Raw genomic sequence first — 17034 nt, forward strand, 5'->3', positions numbered from 1 at the left:
GAGTGGCACGCTGATAGGCGCCAGAAAAAGACATTTGCAAAAGTCCGGATATTCCTTAGAATATGCGGCCTTTCGGGCACCTATGCCCGCTGTGCATTTAGATTTGCAGCACCGACTACAGGAACGATGTTCACATGCTAACAATCCGTCTTGCCCTTGGCGGCTCCAAAAAGCGCCCGTTTTACCACTTGACCGTAACCGACAGCCGCAACCCGCGCGACGGTTCGCACAAGGAACAGGTTGGTTTCTTCAACCCTGTTGCTCGTGGTCAAGAAGTTCGTCTGTCCGTAAACCAAGAGCGCGTAGCCTACTGGCTGAGCGTTGGTGCACAGCCATCCGAGCGCGTTGCAAAACTGTTGAAGGACTCGGCTAAGGCCGCAGCCTGAGCAATATGAACGCGACGCCAGCTGTTGCTGATGATTTGATCGTTATCGGCAAGATTTACTCTGTTCATGGCGTTCGCGGCGAAGTGAAGGTGTATTCCTTTACTGATCCGACTGAAAACCTGTTGCAGTACAAAACCTGGACGCTTCGGCGCGAAGGTAGTGTGAAACAGGTCGAGCTGGTCAGTGGACGCGGGAGCGACAAGTTCCTGGTCGCAAAGCTCAAGGGTCTTGATGATCGTGAAGAAGCGCGTCTTCTGGCCGGTTATGAGATCTGCGTGCCGCGCAACCTGTTCCCTGAATTGACCGACGGCGAGTACTACTGGTACCAGTTGGAAGGTCTGAAGGTTATTGATCAACTCGGGCAATTGTTCGGGAAAATCGATCACCTTCTGGAAACCGGCGCCAATGATGTAATGGTGGTCAAGCCTTGCGCTGGCAGCCTGGATGATCGCGAACGCCTGTTGCCGTATACCGAGCAATGCGTGTTGGCTATCGACCTGGCAGCAGGCGAGATGAAGGTGGAATGGGACGCGGACTTCTAAGCGTGGCTAATTTGCGCATTGAAGTGATCAGTTTGTTTCCCGAGATGTTTTCCGCCATCAGCGAGTACGGCATCACCAGTCGGGCGGTGAAGCAGGGGCTGTTGCAGCTTACCTGTTGGAACCCGCGAGACTACACGACGGATCGGCATCACACTGTGGACGATCGCCCATTTGGCGGTGGCCCGGGCATGGTGATGAAGATCAAGCCCCTGGAAGACGCATTGGTTCAGGCCAAAGCCGCCGCCGGGGAGAAGGCGAAGGTAATTTACCTGTCCCCTCAAGGCCGCCAGCTGAAACAGGCTGCGGTACGCGACATGGCGAATGAGGAAGCATTAATCCTGATTGCCGGTCGCTATGAAGGCATTGACGAGCGGTTTATTGAAGCTCATGTCGATGAAGAGTGGTCGATTGGGGACTATGTTCTGTCTGGCGGCGAGCTGCCGGCGATGGTCCTGATAGATGCGGTTACACGACTGCTGCCTGGAGCTTTAGGGCATGCGGACTCCGCGGAGGAAGATTCCTTCACGGATGGTTTGCTGGATTGCCCGCACTACACCCGACCGGAGGTGTATGCGGATCAGCGTGTTCCCGACGTATTGCTAAGTGGCAATCACGCACACATCCGGCGTTGGCGTTTACAGCAGTCCCTTGGTCGGACCTATGAACGACGCGCCGATCTTCTGGAAAGCCGCTCGCTTTCTGGAGAAGAGAAGAAGCTGCTCGAGGAATACATCCTCGCGCGGGACGATAGTTAACAACGTATCGATGGTAGGTCCATTGACTTACCTTAGGAGCACAGCATGACTAACAAAATCATCCTTGCACTCGAAGCAGAGCAGATGACCAAAGAAATCCCTACCTTTGCCCCGGGCGACACTATTGTCGTTCAGGTGAAAGTGAAGGAAGGCGACCGTTCGCGTCTGCAAGCGTTCGAAGGTGTTGTTATCGCCAAGCGTAACCGCGGCGTAAACAGTGCTTTCACCGTGCGTAAAATCTCCAACGGTGTTGGCGTAGAGCGTACTTTCCAGACCTACAGCCCGCAAATCGACAGCATGGCCGTTAAACGTCGCGGTGACGTACGTAAAGCCAAGCTGTACTACCTGCGTGACCTGTCTGGTAAAGCAGCTCGCATCAAGGAAAAACTGGCTTAAGCCCAGCTTCCCGATGCAGAAAAAAGCAGCCTGCGGGCTGCTTTTTTGTGCCTGAAATTTGTCACTTTGCCGTTCATCCAAGTATTCCCCCTGTGGCAGCGGGCTTGCTCGCGATAGGATGTCACCGACAACACTTTTTCCACGCTTGAGCGCCTATGCCCGCCATCGACCACCCGCTGATTGACCGTTTCCTCGATGCCCTGTGGCTGGAAAAAGGCCTGTCCGACAACACCCGTCAGGCCTATCGCAGCGACTTGGCCCTGTTCAACGGCTGGATGCAGGAGCAAAACCTCGAACTGATCAATGCCGGCCGTGAGCTGATCCTTGATCACTTGGCCTGGCGCCTGGAGCAGCACTACAAGCCCCGTTCGACTGCGCGATTCCTTTCCGGTGTGCGTGGTTTCTATCGCTACCTGTTGCGCGAAAAATTGATCGCCGTTGACCCGACGCTGCAAGTCGATATGCCGCAACTCGGTAGACCATTGCCTAAATCCCTGTCGGAAGCTGACGTGGATGCCTTGCTTGCCGCGCCCGACTTGAGCGAGGCTATCGGCCAGCGCGACCGCGCCATGCTTGAGGTGTTGTACGCCTGTGGCCTGCGGGTAACCGAGTTGATCAGCTTGACCCTGGAGCAAATCAACCTGCGCCAAGGTGTGCTGCGCGTGATGGGCAAGGGCAGCAAGGAGCGGCTGGTGCCGATGGGCGAGGAGGCAATCGTCTGGGTTGAGCGCTATATGCGTGATGCTCGTGCTGAATTGCTCGGCGGGCGTCCCAGCGATGTGCTGTTTCCCAGCCTGCGCGGCGAACAGATGACCCGCCAGACGTTTTGGCACCGTATCAAGCACCAGGCCAAGGTCGCCGGGATCAGCAAGAGCCTTTCGCCGCACACGTTGCGCCATGCGTTCGCCACGCATTTGCTCAACCACGGTGCTGATCTGCGGGTGGTGCAAATGCTGCTCGGGCACAGCGACTTATCCACCACGCAGATTTACACCCATGTGGCGCGGGCACGTCTGCAAGAGATGCACGCCAAACATCACCCGCGCGGGTAAAAGTCTGTCGGAAAAGGCCCAATTTGCTTGCCGCCGTCTGCCCCCCGGCCCAACTGTGGTAGGCTTCGCCGGTTAGTTAAGGGGACGGCCTGACTTGTGTTTGCAGTGCCTGGTTTGCTTATCGGTGTTGCGCACCCGTCCCTGCATCTGCCTTCAGGAGTTCCCATGCGCTTGACCCAGATTATTGCCGCCGCAGCGATTGCGTTGGTTTCCACCCTAGTCGTCGCCGACGACGCCGCCGAGCAAACCATTCGCAAGAGCCTGGCCGCGCTGCAGCTCGACACGCCGATCGAAAGCATCAGCACCAGCCCGATGGCCGGCCTGTATGAAGTCAAGCTCAAGGGCAGCCGCGTGCTGTACGCCAGTGCCGATGGCCAGTACATCGTCCAGGGCTACTTGTTTCAGTTGAAAGACGGCAAGCCGGTCAACCTCACCGAGCAAGCCGAGCGCTTGGGCGTGTCCAAGCTGATCAACGGTATTCCGGTGGCTGAAACCGTGGTTTACCCGGCGATCGGCGAAACCAAAACCCACATCACGGTGTTCACCGACACCACCTGCCCGTATTGCCACAAGCTGCACGCCGAAGTGCCTGCGCTGAACAAGCTGGGTGTGGAAGTGCGCTACGTAGCCTTCCCGCGCCAGGGCCTGGGTTCGCCCGGCGACGAGCAGTTGCAGGCGGTATGGTGCTCGACCGATAAAAAAGCGGCGATGGACAAGATGGTCGATGGCAAGGAAATCAAGGCGGCGAAATGCGCCAACCCGGTTTCCAAGCAGTTTGCCTTGGGCCAGTCAATCGGTGTGAACGGTACTCCGGCCATCGTTTTAGCTGATGGTCAGGTGATTCCGGGCTACCAGCCAGCCCCACAAGTTGCCAAACTGGCACTGGGCGCTAAATAAACCAGCATCGTCGAACCTTTGACGATCATGGCCCGCCGACAGATCGACGGGCCATTAATTGAAAGCCGCAGCGATGCGGCTGTTTTTCCGCGACCGACCCAGTGTCGGTCGTTTCATGGGGAGTTCTTCAGTGAAACCGGTCAAAGTTGGCATCTGTGGGTTAGGGACCGTCGGTGGCGGCACCTTTAACGTACTTCAGCGTAATGCTGAAGAAATTTCCCGCCGTGCAGGGCGCGCGATTGAAGTGGCGCAAATTGCCACACGCTCGCCAAAGCCTCAGTTCCAAACGACCGGTATTGCGATTACCAACGATGTTTTCGCCATTGCCACCAACCCTGAAATCGACATCGTCATCGAGCTGGTCGGCGGCTACACCGTCGCCCGCGAGCTGGTGCTCATGGCCATCGAGAACGGCAAGCATGTGGTCACCGCCAACAAGGCGCTGATCGCCGTGCACGGCAATGAAATCTTCGCCAAGGCGCGTGAGAAGGGTGTGATCGTTGCGTTCGAGGCCGCTGTGGCGGGTGGTATTCCGGTGATCAAGGCGATCCGTGAAGGCCTGTCGGCCAACCGTATCAACTGGGTGGCCGGCATCATCAATGGCACCGGTAACTTCATCCTCACTGAAATGCGTGAAAAAGGCCGTACGTTCGAAGACGTGTTGGCCGAAGCCCAGGCACTGGGTTACGCCGAAGCCGACCCGACGTTTGACGTGGAAGGCATCGACGCGGCGCACAAGCTGACCATCCTGGCGTCCATTGCCTTTGGTATCCCGCTGCAGTTCGACAAGGCCTACACCGAAGGCATCACCAAGCTGACCACTGCCGACGTGAACTACGCCGAAGCCTTGGGCTACCGCATCAAACACTTGGGCGTAGCGCGCAGCACATCGGCCGGTATCGAGCTGCGTGTACACCCGACGCTGATCCCGGCTGACCGACTGATCGCCAACGTCAACGGTGTGATGAACGCGGTAATGGTCAACGGTGATGCTGCCGGTTCGACGCTGTTCTACGGTGCCGGCGCCGGCATGGAGCCGACCGCATCGTCGGTGATTGCCGACCTGGTGGACGTGGTTCGCGCCATGACCAGCGACCCGGAAAACCGCGTGCCGCACCTGGCCTTCCAGCCGGATTCGCTGTCGGCCCACCCGATCCTGCCGATCGAGGCGTGCGAAAGTGCTTACTACCTGCGCATTCAGGCGCAGGACCATCCGGGTGTGTTGGCGCAGGTTGCCAGCATCCTGTCGGAGCGCGGTATCAACATCGAGTCGATCATGCAGAAGGAAGTCGAGGAGCAAAACGGCCAGGTGCCGATGATCCTGCTGACCCATCGCGTGCTCGAACAGCACATGAACGACGCCATCGCCGCCCTGGAAGCCCTGCAAGGCGTGGTTGGCCCGGTGGTGCGGATTCGCGTCGAACATCTAAATTAATTCAGCTGCAAGCGCCAGGCGGCAAGCCTCAAGTACAAGCAAATCTGCGTTAACTTGAAGCGTGTCACTTGAAGCTTGAAGCTCAAACCAAAGGTTTGCTCCTATGCGTTACATCAGCACCCGCGGCCAGGCACCGGCCCTGAATTTCGAAGACGTTTTGCTCGCAGGCCTTGCCACTGATGGCGGCCTGTATGTGCCGGAAAACCTGCCACGCTTCACCCAGGAAGAAATCGCTTCCTGGGCTGGCTTGCCGTACCACGAGCTGGCGTTCCGGGTAATGCGCCCGTTCGTCACCGGCAGCATTCCGGATGCGGATTTCAAAAAGATTCTGGAAGAGACCTACGGCGTATTTTCCCACAGCGCTATCGCCCCGCTGCGTCAACTGAACGGCAACGAATGGGTGCTTGAGCTGTTCCACGGCCCGACCCTGGCGTTCAAGGACTTTGCTCTGCAACTGCTCGGTCGCTTGCTCGATTACGTGCTGGAGAAGCGCGGCGAGCGCGTGGTGATCATCGGCGCGACCTCCGGTGATACCGGCTCGGCGGCCATCGAAGGCTGCAAGCACTGCGAGAACGTCGACATCTTCATCCTGCACCCGCACAAGCGCGTGTCTGAGGTGCAGCGTCGCCAGATGACCAGCATTTTTGGTGAGAACATCCACAACATCGCCATCGAAGGCAACTTCGATGACTGCCAGGAAATGGTCAAGAACAGCTTCGCCGACCAGAGCTTCCTCAAAGGCACACGTTTGGTGGCAGTGAACTCGATCAACTGGGCGCGGATCATGGCCCAGATCGTCTACTACTTCCACGCGTCCCTGCAGTTGGGCGGCCCGGCGCGTTCGGTGTCGTTCTCGGTGCCGACCGGCAACTTCGGCGATATTTTTGCCGGTTACCTGGCGCGCAACATGGGTTTGCCGATCAACCAGTTGATCGTTGCCACCAACCGCAACGACATCCTGCACCGCTTCATGAGCGGCAACCAGTATGCCAAAGAGACCCTGCACGCAACGCTGTCGCCATCGATGGACATCATGGTCTCGTCGAACTTCGAACGCCTGTTGTTCGACATGCACGGTCGCAACGGTGCGGCGATTGCCGGTTTGATGGACACCTTCAAGCGCGGTGGCGGTTTCAGCGTCGAACAAGAGCGCTGGACCGAAACCCGCAAGCTGTTCGATTCACTGGCCGTGGACGATGCGCAGACCTGCGAAACCATCGCCGAGGTTTACGCCCAGACTGGCGAGCTGCTCGACCCGCACACCGCTATCGGCGTGAAGGCCGCACGCGAATGCCGTCGTAGCCTGGACATACCCATGGTGATTCTGGGCACGGCCCACCCGGTCAAATTCCCGGAAGCGGTGTTGAAGGCTGGCGTTGGCAAGGCGCTGGAATTGCCGGAGCACTTGGTTGACCTGTTCGAGCGTGAAGAACGCTGCACCGTGCTGGCGAACGACCTGAAGGCTGTGCAGGCGTTTGTCAGCCAGCACGGCAACCGGGGTAAGCCGCTGTAAGGCAAACCGCTGGCGCCTTGGCGCAGACAAGAACGCCGCTTTCCCTTCCTTGGGTCAGCGGCGTTTTTCGTTGTTGGCAGGCCCGGCTTCGCTCAGGCTTACGTGAGCAGTTTGATGGCCAAGGCCGTGACGGTGGAAATGGTCGCTGTTACAGCCATTGCTACACCCATGGGGTACCAAAAAGTTTCTCGAGTTATCTTGCCGACTTCTGCGTTGTACTTCCGTTGCTCTGCGTACATTCGCGATATGTCCGCGTGAATCTTCTCGAGCGCAGCCTGCCTTTCGTCGTGTTCCAGCATCGTACTCATCCTTCGCAATCAGGGCCTTAGACATGCACGTTTGCCTGCTAGGCAAAATGACGCGTGCTCACCGAGTATAAGGTTCGCCTTGAGACTCAGTACCCGAAAAACCCCAAAACAACCGCCCATTGCGTAAGCAGTTATGTGGATGCGTTTTCTGATTGTCATGTTGCAAGCGCATGCTGGTTCTCGTCACTCCCCGAAGGCCGCACAAAGACGAAAAAGCGAACTTTCCTACGTCATAACCAGTCACTAGGAGAGATGCAGCTCCCGTTGAAACGCATGTTTGCGAACTATTGAGTGGTGATCGAAATGGAAAGTATCAGCCTATTGCTCGAAGAAGCACTGAGCCCTTATCAGGTTACGCTGACCACCTGCGGTACGCAGGGCGATTGCCTGGTGACGGTGAAGAGCCCTGCTGGCGCCATTGTGGTAGAGCGCGAAGTCGACCAGGCGCAATTGATGGATAAACGTGTGTTGGTGGATGTGGTCGACTGCTTGCTGCGTGACCTGAAAATCGCCGAAGGCCGCCTGGAGCCTTCCGTCATTGCAGCCTTGCGCAATGCCGCGCAAACCCGCGGCGGCGCCTTGGCATGAAGAATTGTTTAATCGAGGAAACTTCCTACAGCATGGCCGGTCAGATTTCATAACAGCAAGAGCAAACATTGTGCTCCGGTGTTTGTGGCTTGTTGTACTGGTCATTGTAGGCCACGTTTAACCCCGAAGTGTCTCCCCACGCTTCGGGGTTTCTTTTGCCTGCGATTTGTCAGGGCTCCGGGGAATTCTGGAAAAAGCTCGGGTTGTCGAGCAAGTAGCGCTCCCGCATGACCGGGTCCAACCACGCGGCGTAGGATTGCTGCAGCGGTTGCTGGGGGATGTCGCTTAACACCTGGTTGATTCGCTGCATGGCCTCGCGACCTTGAGGCGTGTCTGAGCAACCGATATGCGTAAGCTGGTAAGGCGCTGAGCCTTTGATGGGGTAGAACATCAGGTCGTGGCTGGCGATGTGCTGTTGTGCAGCGTGGTAGCGGATTTCCGACGCGTAACCCAGCACCACCTCCAGTCGCCCCAGACGCTGCATTTGCAACAAGCTGCCCAGCGCATCATTGCCGTAATGCAGGGCCAATGTGTTTGGGGCGGCGCCTTTGAGCTGGTCGTCGATGAAAGGGCCGTAGCTTCGTTCGGCGGTAGCGCCAACGCGCGCGTGAGGCGAGTCGAGAAAGGCCTGCAGGTCAAAGTGGTCCTCGACAATAAACGGCGCCATTTTGTCTAACTGGCTGCGTCGCACTGTTACGCCGTTGGCCACCGAGACGTAAGCCAAGTCGGAAAACACCATGTACTTGGCCCGTTCCGCTGTCCACAGCACTGACGGATCGCAGGTGAGCGTGGGGTCGCGCAGCATTTGAATGCTGCGGGCACGGTTGACGTGCATTACCTGGTGGCGGTATTCCGGCAGGCGCGCGGTGAGCATCAATAGCAGTTGGTCCAGCGCGCCCTGGCCCTTGTGTGGCCCCTCAAAGAGGGTGATGGGCGGCAGGTCGCGCAGCAACCAGATCAACGTGTCTTCGGCCTGGGCCGAGAGCGGCAATATTGCGCCTAGCGCGCCGGCGAGGCACAGATGAAGGAGTCGTCGTCTGCGCGGACTGGCCATCAGATCGCGCCATCCTCACGCAGACGCTTGATGGCTGCGGCGTCGTAACCCAGCGCGTTGAGCAGCACGCTGTTGTGCTCGCCCAGTTGCGGCCCAACCCATTCACAACTGCCCGGTGTGTCCGAGAGTTTGGGCACGATCCCGGGCATCTTGAAGTCCTTGCCGCCCGGTAGCTTGGCCTGAAGAAACATCTCCCGCGCCAGAAACTGCGGGTCACCCAGCATGTCTTCGGCGCTGTAAATGCGGCTGGCGGGTACTTCGGCTTTGTTGAGCTGCTCAACCACGTGGTCCAAGGGCAGCGAATTGACCCAGCGATCAATCACGCCGTAAAGCTCATCGCGGCGGGCGTCACGTCCGTCATTGCTGGCCAGTTGCGCGTCGTTGGCCAAGTCTTCACGGCCGATCGCAACCATGAAACGCTTGAAGATCGCGTCACCGTTGGCACCGATTTGTACGTGCTTGCCATCAGCACTGGTGTGGATGGAGGAGGGCGTAATACCCGGCATGATGTTGCCGGTGCGCTCGCGAATAAATCCGAATACGTCAAACTCCGGGATCATGCTTTCCATCATCGCGAAAATAGCCTCATACAGCGCCACATCCACCACTTGGCCGAGGCCGCCGTTGACTTCACGATGACGCAGCGCCATCAGCGCGCCGATCACCGCCCACAACGCTGCAATCGAATCACCGATGGAAATTCCCGTGCGCACCGGCGGGCGGTCGGCGAATCCTGTGATGTAACGCAAGCCGCCCATGGACTCGCCCACCGCGCCAAAGCCCGGCTGGTCTTTCATCGGCCCGGTCTGGCCAAACCCAGAGAGGCGCACCATCACCAGCTTCGGGTTGAGTGCGTGCAAGGTTTCCCAGCTCAAACCGAGCTTTTCCAGCACGCCGGGGCGAAAGTTTTCGATCAGAATGTCGGTGTCTGCCAACAACTGTTTAAGAATCGCCAGGCCGTCCGGATGCTTGAGGTTAAGCGTCAGCGACTTTTTGTTGCGTGCCTGTACAAACCACCACAGCGACGTACCTTCATACAACTTGCGCCATTTACGCAGCGGGTCGCCGCCGTCCGGGGATTCGACCTTGATCACGTGCGCGCCGAATTCGGCGCAGATGCGTGAGGCAAAGGGGCCAGCGATCAGGGTGCCCAGCTCGACGACTTTCAGGCCAGCAAGTGGTTTGGCATTAATCGACATGAGGTTCCTCATCAAACGAACGGCGGTGGTATGAAGCCTTTTAACATAGGCGAGTGACACAGGTATAAGGATGATGCAGCGCAGTATTCGTTGAATGCCCCCGCCATCGGTTAGACTGGCCGCCTTTCCCTGTCTCTAGAAGCCCGTTCATGGCCCAGCCGTCCACGACCTACAAATTCGAACTGAACCTCACCGACCTCGACCGTTCGGTGTACGAGAGCGTCAAACAGACCATCGCCCGCCACCCTTCCGAAACCGAAGAGCGCATGACAGTGCGTCTGCTGGCCTACGCGCTGTTTTACAACGAGCAGTTGGCGTTCGGTCGTGGCCTGTCAGATGTGGACGAACCGGCCTTGTGGGAAAAAAGCCTGGATGATCGGGTTTTGCACTGGATCGAAGTCGGTCAGCCCGACGCTGATCGCCTGACCTGGTGTTCGCGCCGTACCGAACGCACCAGTTTGCTGGCGTACGGCAGCCTGCGCGTGTGGGAAGGCAAAGTAGTGCCCGTGGCCAAAAACCTGAAAAACGTGCACATCGCCGCTGTGCCGCAGGAAATCCTCGAAACCCTGGCCAAGGACATGCCTCGCGTTATCAAGTGGGACGTGATGATCAGCGAAGGCACACTCTTCGTCACCGATGACCGTGGCCAGCACGAAGTGCAACTGGAATGGCTGGTCGGCGAGCGAGACTGAATAGACGCAGCTGCAAGTTAATAAGCTGCAAGCTGCAAGCTTGAAGCTACGAGCTTGAGGCTTGCAGCTTGCAGCTTGAGGCTTGAGGCTTGAGGCTTGAGGCTTGCAGCTTGCAGCTTGAGGCTTGAGGCTTGAGGCTTGAGGCTTGAGGCTTGAGGCTTGAAGCTTGAAGCTTGAAGCTTGAAGCTTGAAGCTTGCAGCTTAAACCCTACCTTTCCCCTACAGAGAATTCCCCGACGTCCCATGCGTATTGATCCTCGCCCGTTGCCCGCTGTACTGCCGTTTCTCGGTGAATTGCCGCCGCTGTTGACCCGTCTCTACGCCGCGCGCGGGGTGCAGTCGGAAGCCGAGCTGGACAAGAGCCTGGCGCGGTTGATTCCCTACCAGCAGCTCAAGGGCATCGATGCGGCGGTGGACCTGTTGGTGACGGCCCTGGAGCAGCGCCAGCGCATCCTGATCGTCGGTGACTTCGACGCCGACGGTGCCACTGCCAGCGCCGTCGGTACACTGGGCCTGCGTTTGCTCGGCGCGGCGCATGTCGACTACCTGGTGCCGAACCGCTTTGAGTACGGCTATGGCCTGACCCCGGAAATTGTCGCGGTAGCACTGCAGCGTGAGCCGCAGTTGCTGATCACCGTGGACAACGGCATTTCCAGCGTCGAAGGTGTGGCGGCGGCCAAGGCGGCGGGGTTGCAGGTGTTGGTCACCGACCACCACTTGCCGGGCGATGAATTGCCGGCGGCAGACGCCATCGTCAACCCGAACCAGCCCGGTTGTGAGTTCCCCAGCAAGGCGCTGGCCGGTGTCGGCGTGATCTTTTACGTGCTGATGGCCTTGCGCGCGCGTTTGCGCAGCCTGGGCTGGTATGACAGCAAGCCCCAGCCGAACATCGGTGAACTGCTCGACCTGGTGGCGCTGGGCAGCGTCGCCGACGTGGTGCCGCTGGACGCCAACAACCGCATTCTGGTCTATCAAGGCCTTGAGCGTATTCGCGCCGGTCGCGCCCGGCCCGGCATCAAGGCGATTCTCGAAGTGGCCAAGCGCGACCACGCGCGCATTACCTCCACCGACCTCGGTTTTATTCTGGGGCCACGGCTCAACGCCGCCGGGCGCCTGGATGATATGAGCCTGGGCATTGAGTGCCTGCTCACCACTGACGTTGCGGCCGCACGCGAGATGGCTGCGCAGCTTGACGGCATGAACCAGGACCGCAAATCCATCGAACAAGGCATGCAGCGCGAGGCGCTCGCCCAGCTCAAGGACCTGCCGGTGGAGTCGATGCCTTACGGCTTGTGCCTGTTCGACCCGGAATGGCACCAAGGCGTGATCGGTATTCTGGCCTCGCGCATGAAAGAGCGTTACTTCCGCCCGACCATCGCCTTTGCGGATGCCGGTGATGGCCTGCTCAAGGGCTCTGGGCGCTCCGTGCAGGGTTTTCACATCCGTGATGCGTTGGCGGTAGTGGCAAGCCAGCACCCTAACCTGATCGCCAAATACGGCGGCCACGCGATGGCGGCGGGTTTGACGTTGCCCGAAGCAAATTTCCCGTTGTTTGCCGAAGCCTTTGATGCCGAAGTGCGTCGGCAACTGCGTGAAGAAGACCTCACCGGGCGCTTGCTGACCGATGGCACGCTGGCGGTGGAAGAATTTCATCTGGAGCTGGCGCGCGCACTGCGACATGCCGGGCCGTGGGGGCAGCATTTCCCCGAGCCGCTGTTTCACGGTGTGTTTCAGTTGGTGGAGCAGCGTGTGGTAGGCGAGAGGCACCTCAAAGTGGTGCTCAAGAGCGAGTGCGGGTCTGTGAAGCTTGATGGCATTGCGTTTGGCGTGGACCGTGAGGTCTGGCCCAACCCGACGGTGCGTTGGGTTGAATTGGCCTACAAGCTGGACGTGAACGAGTTTCGTGGGCAGGAAACCGTGCAACTGATGATTGCGCACATCGAACCGCGCTAGTTATTGGCCACACCCCAAAAACAAATGTGGGAGGGACCCGGGTCCCTCCCACATTTTTGATTGATGCAAACCTCAGGCTTACTCGGTTTTATCCTTGGCCTGATGCTTCACGATGATGTCCACCAAGCGCTTGGCCAGCGCCGGGTAGTTTTCATCAAAGTGATGCCCGCCCGGCAGCTTCATCGCCTCACCGACAGCGGTCTTGTCGGTGCAGCCACTCTCGTCGACTTCTTCGGCACCGTAGATGCACACCACTTTGTCAGCCGGCAGCTTGGCCATTTCCGGGCCGGTAGCGGCTTCTTTGCCGGCATTGCCCAACCAGCCTTCGACTTCGATTTCAAAGCTACCGGTGCGTGCGAACGCGAGCAGAATGATGGCATCGACGCGTTGCTGTTCGTTTTCCGGCAAGCGGTTGTAGATCGCCGGCAGTACGTCGGCACCGAACGAATAACCGGTCAGCACGAAGCGCTTGGTGCCCCACTTCTGACGGTAATGCTGCATCAGTTCGGTGAGGTCCTTGGCACTCTGTTCCGGGGTTTTGTGCTGCCAGTAATAGCGCAGGGTGTCGATGCCGACCACCGGGTAGCCGATCTTGGCCATTTCACCGGCCACGTCGCGGTCCAGGTCACGCCAGCCGCCGTCACCGGAGAGGAACAGCGTGACGGTGTCTTTGGCCTGGCCAGCCGGCACTTCGACCACAGGAATCGCCAGGCCGCCATTGTCCGAGCCGACCAACTGCTTGCGCAGTTCGTTGTTCAGCACTTGCGGGTAGTGAATGTCGTAGTCGCTGATGCTGGTGGTCGCGCGCGGTGTGTCGCGTACGAAACTGGCGCTTTCATCGTCAGGGTTATCGTTCCACGCCACCAGCCAATTGCCATGCGCGGCAGTTTTCGGCAGCGGGTCTTTGCACCCTTCCTGCACCAGCGCGAAGCCAACAGAGATGGCGTTGGCCTTGTCGTCGTTCTGCGTGGCCAGCCAGCGCCAGGCGAGTGCCGCGCCAGGGCCGATGCCGCTGACCAGCGTCGCCGGGCCTTTGAGCTGGGCCAGCGCGCTTTGCAAGGCTTGTTCCTGCAACGCACAGTCATCTTTGGGCAGGACCACTTGAACAATTTGCGCCGCGCCGCCTTGGCTCAGCGCGATCAGTTGGCTGTCGGTGAGGGTTTCATCGGCCATAACGGCCACCGCCACGCGGGCTTTGGCAGTGCCAGCCGGGGTGACGCGGGTCATCACAGAACCGTCGGCCTGGGGCAGTTGCTCCAGAGCCGGTTGCGCGGCAGGGCGCTTCATGTACCAAAAGCCCCCCGCCGAGATCAGCGCAAGCAGCACCACAAAGGCCAAGACATACCGCCAGGAGCGTCGAATCATCAGCGTTTCACCAATCCAGTCAAGCCGCCCGCAATCAGGGCGGCGGTATCAGCCAGTGCCACCAGCGGATCAAGTCCTGCGGGCACGGCCATATAACGGGGTTCCCAGTCAGGCTGGAACTTGTCTTTGAAGCGGCGCAAACCTTGGAAGTTATACAGTTGCTCGCCACGGCGGAACACCATCGAACCCAAACGCTGGGTCAGTGGCGCGCCACGTCGCGGTTGCAGGCCCGACAACGGCACCATGCCGAGGCTGAAGCGGGCGTAGTCGTGGTTTTTATAATGTTGAATCAGGCCGACCATCATGAATTCCATGGTCAGCTTTGGCGCGTCAGGATGCGCACGCATCAAGTCGAGGCTGGCCAGGTCGTGGTTGTAGGTCTCGAGCAGGTTGGCGAAGGCCACCGTGCGCCCTTCGAAGCGAATGATAGCGATGCGAAAGTGCTTGAGGTAGTCGTCGCTGAAGCGGCCCAGGGAGAAGCCCTTTTCGCGCACGTTCTTGCCGGTCAGCCAGGCATCCGAGATCACTTTGAGTTCATCCATCGGCGCATGGCCCGGCTCAAATATCTCCAGCGACAGACCGTCCCGCGTGCCGCGGTTCCAGGTGTAGCGCAGGTCCTTCATCTCTTTGCCCTTGGCTTCCAGGTCAAAGCGTTTCAGGTCGACGCGGGCTTCTTCGCCCAGCTTGATCGCGGTGAGGCCGATGTCCATGTAGTACGGCAGGTTCTCGGCGCGCACCTGGTAGAACACCGGGCGGGCGTGATGGATGTCGCACAGGTCGCGGAACTGCCAGATCATTTCGGCGCGCGGTTGCGTTGGCCCAATCGGGTCGTACAACGCCACCAGGCTGCGACCGCGACGCGCGTACATCAGGAAGGCTTCGTCGTTGGGGTGAAACAGCAGCGCCTTGTCACCGGTCAGCGCCAGGCCGCCATCGGGTTGGGACGAGGCCATCAGAATTTTAGTCGCGCGGGCCAGTTCATCCGGTGTCGGCAAGTGGATGATCGGGCGTGCGGTGCGCAGCAGCCAGGTCAGCGACACAATCACCAGCAGCACCGCCGCACCCAGCAATGAGCGCAAGCCACGTGGGGCGTTGGCGTCGAGGGTGAACTGCCACCACAGTTGGTGGCTGTACGGCACGTCTTGATAGGCGAACAGCAGCAGCCAGATTGAAGCGCCCAGCACACACACGCTGGCCACCAGGTACAGCGGCGAAAATGGCAGCTCGGTCAGGCGGCTGGCGCGGTAGAACGAGCGACGGAAGATCGCCAGCAACACCGCGGTCATGATCATCAAGCTGGCTTCTTCCCAGTCGAAGCCTTTGAGCAACGACAGCAGGGCGCCGGTCAGCAGCAGCACCATGGTCAGCATCCAGGCAGCCGACAAGCGTCGACGCAGGCCTTGAGCGAGCAGCAGGGACAACACGCCGATCAGGCTGGCACCAAAGTGCGAGGCATCAATCAGGCGGTGGGGAATCAGGAAGCCGATGTTTTCCAGGCGTGAGTCGATTTCTGGCGTGGCCCCGGAAAACAGCAGAACCACGCCTGACAAAAAAACCAGCACGGCCAGCACCGGCGCGGCCAGGCCGGAGGCAACCCGCAGGCTTTGCTGGGTCTGGAACAGGCGCTGAGCTTCGTTGACCAGCAGGAACACGCAGGCGATCAGCAGCGGCAGCACCACGTAGATCATCCGGTACAGCAGCAGGGCGGCAGCCAACGGCGCAGCACCGAGCTTGTCGGCAAATGCCGCCAGCAGAATCGCTTCAAACACACCCACGCCGCCCGGTACATGGCTGAGTACGCCTGCGGCCAGTGCCAGCAGGTACACCAGCAGGAACGGGCCGAACGGCGGCGCTTCGGGCAGCAGCATATAAAGGACGGTGGCGGCAGCGGCGACGTCCAGCGCGGTGATGATCAGTTGCAGGAAGGTCAGGCGGCGGCCGGGCAGGCGCAGGGTGCGACGCCCAGCCTTGACCAGCAGGTTGTCCGGGTAGGGTTGTTCCGGCAAGCGGCGACGATAGATGCCGATGCACAGCGCGGCCGACAACAGCAGCACTGCACCCGCAATGCCACCGAGCAAACCTTGCGATAAATGCAGGTAAGTCGATGCAGCCGGCAGGTTGCTCAGCGTGGCCAAGGCGGCCAGCGGCGGCAGGGCAGTGCCAAGGGCCAGGCTGGCGAACACGGTCATGTGCGCCACTTCCGAAGCGCCGATGCCATGGCGTGCATATAAACGGTAGCGCACCGAACCGCCCGAGAGCATCGACAGGCCGATGGCATTGCCGATGGCAAAGGCGGTGAAGCCACCCAGGGCCAGGGTCTTGGCAGGCAGTTTTACCCCGGCGTAGCGCGCGCCGGAGAATTCATAACCCAACAGAATGATAAAACCTGCGACGGCCGCGCCAAACGCACCCAGCAGGGCGGGCTTGGGCACTTCCAGTATCGAGTCGTGGAGGGCGTAGAGGTCCAGCTCCAGGAGCAAATGTCGACAGGCGATCAGGGCTATTGCGAACAGCAACAGGGTAACGCCCAGCCCGATGGGCTGACGATACTTGCTCAACAGATCCAGCCAACGCAAACGGGTGGGAGTGATCGGTTGTGTCGCTGTGACAGTGTCTTGTGGTTCAGACGAGTTGGCGCGCATCAATCACCTCGTGGATTGTGCGCGACAGGATGGAGGTATCCAGCCAAGTTACCAATCCCTATGGACAAAATAATTACAAATATTAACGCTTATCGCCGGGTGGGGCGACAGCGGCCATTGGTCGTAGAGGGTAGCGCTTGAGTATTGAGCATAGCTTGCAATGACATGGACTCTACAAACCGCATACGGTTTCATGAAAGATGCCATGCCATTGTTTCAGAAGAACTTTTTCATCAGATACAAAAAAGGCCACTCTT

The 17034-nt window shown here is 59.2% G+C and carries 16 protein-coding genes; 11 read left to right on the forward strand and 5 right to left on the reverse strand.

Annotated elements, in window-relative coordinates:
- Positions 1-134: 134 nt before the first annotated feature.
- The 8 genes from rpsP (at position 135) to thrC (ending at position 6976) form a co-directional block, all read left to right on the forward strand.
- Entirely contained in the window at positions 135-386 is a 252-nt protein-coding gene (gene rpsP, locus AO240_RS23950; RefSeq protein ID WP_003175899.1) for a 30S ribosomal protein S16, read from the forward strand.
- Positions 387-391: 5 nt separating this feature from the next.
- Positions 392-928 carry a ribosome maturation factor RimM gene (gene rimM / locus AO240_RS23955; RefSeq protein WP_058414808.1) on the forward strand — a complete coding sequence of 179 codons (537 nt, stop codon included), beginning with the start codon at positions 392-394 and terminating at the stop codon, positions 926-928.
- Positions 910-1683, forward strand: a complete 774-nt coding sequence (gene trmD / locus AO240_RS23960) for a tRNA (guanosine(37)-N1)-methyltransferase TrmD (RefSeq protein ID WP_152746780.1) — start codon at positions 910-912, stop codon at positions 1681-1683. Before rimM ends, trmD begins: the two co-directional genes overlap by 19 nt.
- A 45-nt stretch (positions 1684-1728) precedes the next feature.
- Positions 1729-2079 (forward strand): 50S ribosomal protein L19, encoded by a 351-nt coding sequence (gene rplS / locus AO240_RS23965; protein ID WP_003175895.1) that lies wholly within the window; start codon positions 1729-1731, stop codon positions 2077-2079.
- Between the two features lie 155 nt (positions 2080-2234).
- On the forward strand, positions 2235-3131 hold the full coding sequence (gene xerD / locus AO240_RS23970; RefSeq protein WP_099239811.1) for a site-specific tyrosine recombinase XerD: 897 nt from the start codon (positions 2235-2237) through the stop codon (positions 3129-3131).
- A gap of 165 nt (positions 3132-3296) precedes the next feature.
- Positions 3297-4028 carry a thioredoxin fold domain-containing protein gene (locus AO240_RS23975; RefSeq protein WP_099239812.1) on the forward strand — a complete coding sequence of 244 codons (732 nt, stop codon included), beginning with the start codon at positions 3297-3299 and terminating at the stop codon, positions 4026-4028.
- 130 nt (positions 4029-4158) lie between these two features.
- Positions 4159-5463, forward strand: a complete 1305-nt coding sequence (locus tag AO240_RS23980) for a homoserine dehydrogenase (RefSeq protein ID WP_099239813.1) — start codon at positions 4159-4161, stop codon at positions 5461-5463.
- Between the two features lie 103 nt (positions 5464-5566).
- Entirely contained in the window at positions 5567-6976 is a 1410-nt protein-coding gene (gene thrC, locus AO240_RS23985; RefSeq protein ID WP_058414804.1) for a threonine synthase, read from the forward strand.
- 98 nt (positions 6977-7074) lie between these two features.
- Here thrC and AO240_RS23990 read toward each other — a convergent pair whose 3' ends face one another.
- The gene (locus AO240_RS23990) at positions 7075-7275 is read right to left on the reverse strand and encodes a hypothetical protein (RefSeq protein ID WP_099239815.1); all 201 of its coding nucleotides are present in this window, start codon (positions 7273-7275) and stop codon (positions 7075-7077) included.
- A gap of 312 nt (positions 7276-7587) precedes the next feature.
- Here AO240_RS23990 and AO240_RS23995 point away from each other — a divergent pair, with 312 nt between their 5' ends.
- Positions 7588-7872, forward strand: coding sequence for a DUF3509 domain-containing protein (locus tag AO240_RS23995; protein ID WP_099239817.1), 285 nt, complete (start codon positions 7588-7590; stop codon positions 7870-7872).
- Between the two features lie 169 nt (positions 7873-8041).
- On the opposite strand, the gene AO240_RS24000 is transcribed toward AO240_RS23995, so the two are convergent.
- Positions 8042-8926, reverse strand: a complete 885-nt coding sequence (locus tag AO240_RS24000; RefSeq protein WP_099239819.1) for a TIGR02285 family protein — start codon at positions 8924-8926, stop codon at positions 8042-8044.
- A complete protein-coding gene (locus tag AO240_RS24005; protein WP_099239821.1) occupies positions 8926-10125 on the reverse strand; it encodes a CaiB/BaiF CoA-transferase family protein in 1200 nt (399 codons plus the stop codon). The genes AO240_RS24000 and AO240_RS24005 overlap by 1 nt, the downstream gene beginning before the upstream one ends.
- 149 nt (positions 10126-10274) lie before the next feature.
- On the opposite strand from AO240_RS24005, the gene AO240_RS24010 reads away from it, so the two are divergent.
- A complete protein-coding gene (locus tag AO240_RS24010) occupies positions 10275-10817 on the forward strand; it encodes a YaeQ family protein (protein ID WP_099239823.1) in 543 nt (180 codons plus the stop codon).
- Positions 10818-11060: 243 nt separating this feature from the next.
- Entirely contained in the window at positions 11061-12770 is a 1710-nt protein-coding gene (recJ, locus tag AO240_RS24015; protein ID WP_058414798.1) for a single-stranded-DNA-specific exonuclease RecJ, read from the forward strand.
- Between the two features lie 78 nt (positions 12771-12848).
- On the opposite strand, the gene AO240_RS24020 is transcribed toward recJ, so the two are convergent.
- Both AO240_RS24020 and mprF read right to left on the reverse strand, forming a co-directional pair.
- Positions 12849-14135, reverse strand: coding sequence for a virulence factor family protein (locus AO240_RS24020; RefSeq protein ID WP_099239825.1), 1287 nt, complete (start codon positions 14133-14135; stop codon positions 12849-12851).
- Positions 14135-16777 carry a bifunctional lysylphosphatidylglycerol flippase/synthetase MprF gene (gene mprF / locus AO240_RS24025; RefSeq protein ID WP_099239827.1) on the reverse strand — a complete coding sequence of 881 codons (2643 nt, stop codon included), beginning with the start codon at positions 16775-16777 and terminating at the stop codon, positions 14135-14137. Before mprF ends, AO240_RS24020 begins: the two co-directional genes overlap by 1 nt.
- Positions 16778-17034 lie beyond the last annotated feature (257 nt).

This window comes from Pseudomonas sp. ICMP 460 (genome assembly GCF_002723595.1).
Taxonomy (GTDB): domain Bacteria; phylum Pseudomonadota; class Gammaproteobacteria; order Pseudomonadales; family Pseudomonadaceae; genus Aquipseudomonas; species Aquipseudomonas kitaguniensis.

Excerpts from the sequence above, each read along its gene's own strand:
- AO240_RS24000 (WP_099239819.1), bottom strand. The coding sequence starts at position 8,926 with ATGGCCAGTCCGCGCAGACGACGACTCCTTCATCTGTGCCTCGCCGGC.
- AO240_RS24005 (WP_099239821.1), bottom strand. The coding sequence starts at position 10,125 with ATGTCGATTAATGCCAAACCACTTGCTGGCCTGAAAGTCGTCGAGCTG.
- mprF (WP_099239827.1), bottom strand. The coding sequence starts at position 16,777 with ATGCGCGCCAACTCGTCTGAACCACAAGACACTGTCACAGCGACACAA.
- xerD (WP_099239811.1), top strand. The coding sequence starts at position 2,235 with ATGCCCGCCATCGACCACCCGCTGATTGACCGTTTCCTCGATGCCCTG.
- recJ (WP_058414798.1), top strand. The coding sequence starts at position 11,061 with ATGCGTATTGATCCTCGCCCGTTGCCCGCTGTACTGCCGTTTCTCGGT.
- thrC (WP_058414804.1), top strand. The coding sequence starts at position 5,567 with ATGCGTTACATCAGCACCCGCGGCCAGGCACCGGCCCTGAATTTCGAA.
- AO240_RS23975 (WP_099239812.1), top strand. The coding sequence starts at position 3,297 with ATGCGCTTGACCCAGATTATTGCCGCCGCAGCGATTGCGTTGGTTTCC.
- AO240_RS23990 (WP_099239815.1), bottom strand. The coding sequence starts at position 7,275 with ATGCTGGAACACGACGAAAGGCAGGCTGCGCTCGAGAAGATTCACGCG.
- rimM (WP_058414808.1), top strand. The coding sequence starts at position 392 with ATGAACGCGACGCCAGCTGTTGCTGATGATTTGATCGTTATCGGCAAG.
- trmD (WP_152746780.1), top strand. The coding sequence starts at position 910 with ATGGGACGCGGACTTCTAAGCGTGGCTAATTTGCGCATTGAAGTGATC.
- AO240_RS23995 (WP_099239817.1), top strand. The coding sequence starts at position 7,588 with ATGGAAAGTATCAGCCTATTGCTCGAAGAAGCACTGAGCCCTTATCAG.
- AO240_RS24010 (WP_099239823.1), top strand. The coding sequence starts at position 10,275 with ATGGCCCAGCCGTCCACGACCTACAAATTCGAACTGAACCTCACCGAC.
- rplS (WP_003175895.1), top strand. The coding sequence starts at position 1,729 with ATGACTAACAAAATCATCCTTGCACTCGAAGCAGAGCAGATGACCAAA.
- rpsP (WP_003175899.1), top strand. The coding sequence starts at position 135 with ATGCTAACAATCCGTCTTGCCCTTGGCGGCTCCAAAAAGCGCCCGTTT.
- AO240_RS24020 (WP_099239825.1), bottom strand. The coding sequence starts at position 14,135 with ATGATTCGACGCTCCTGGCGGTATGTCTTGGCCTTTGTGGTGCTGCTT.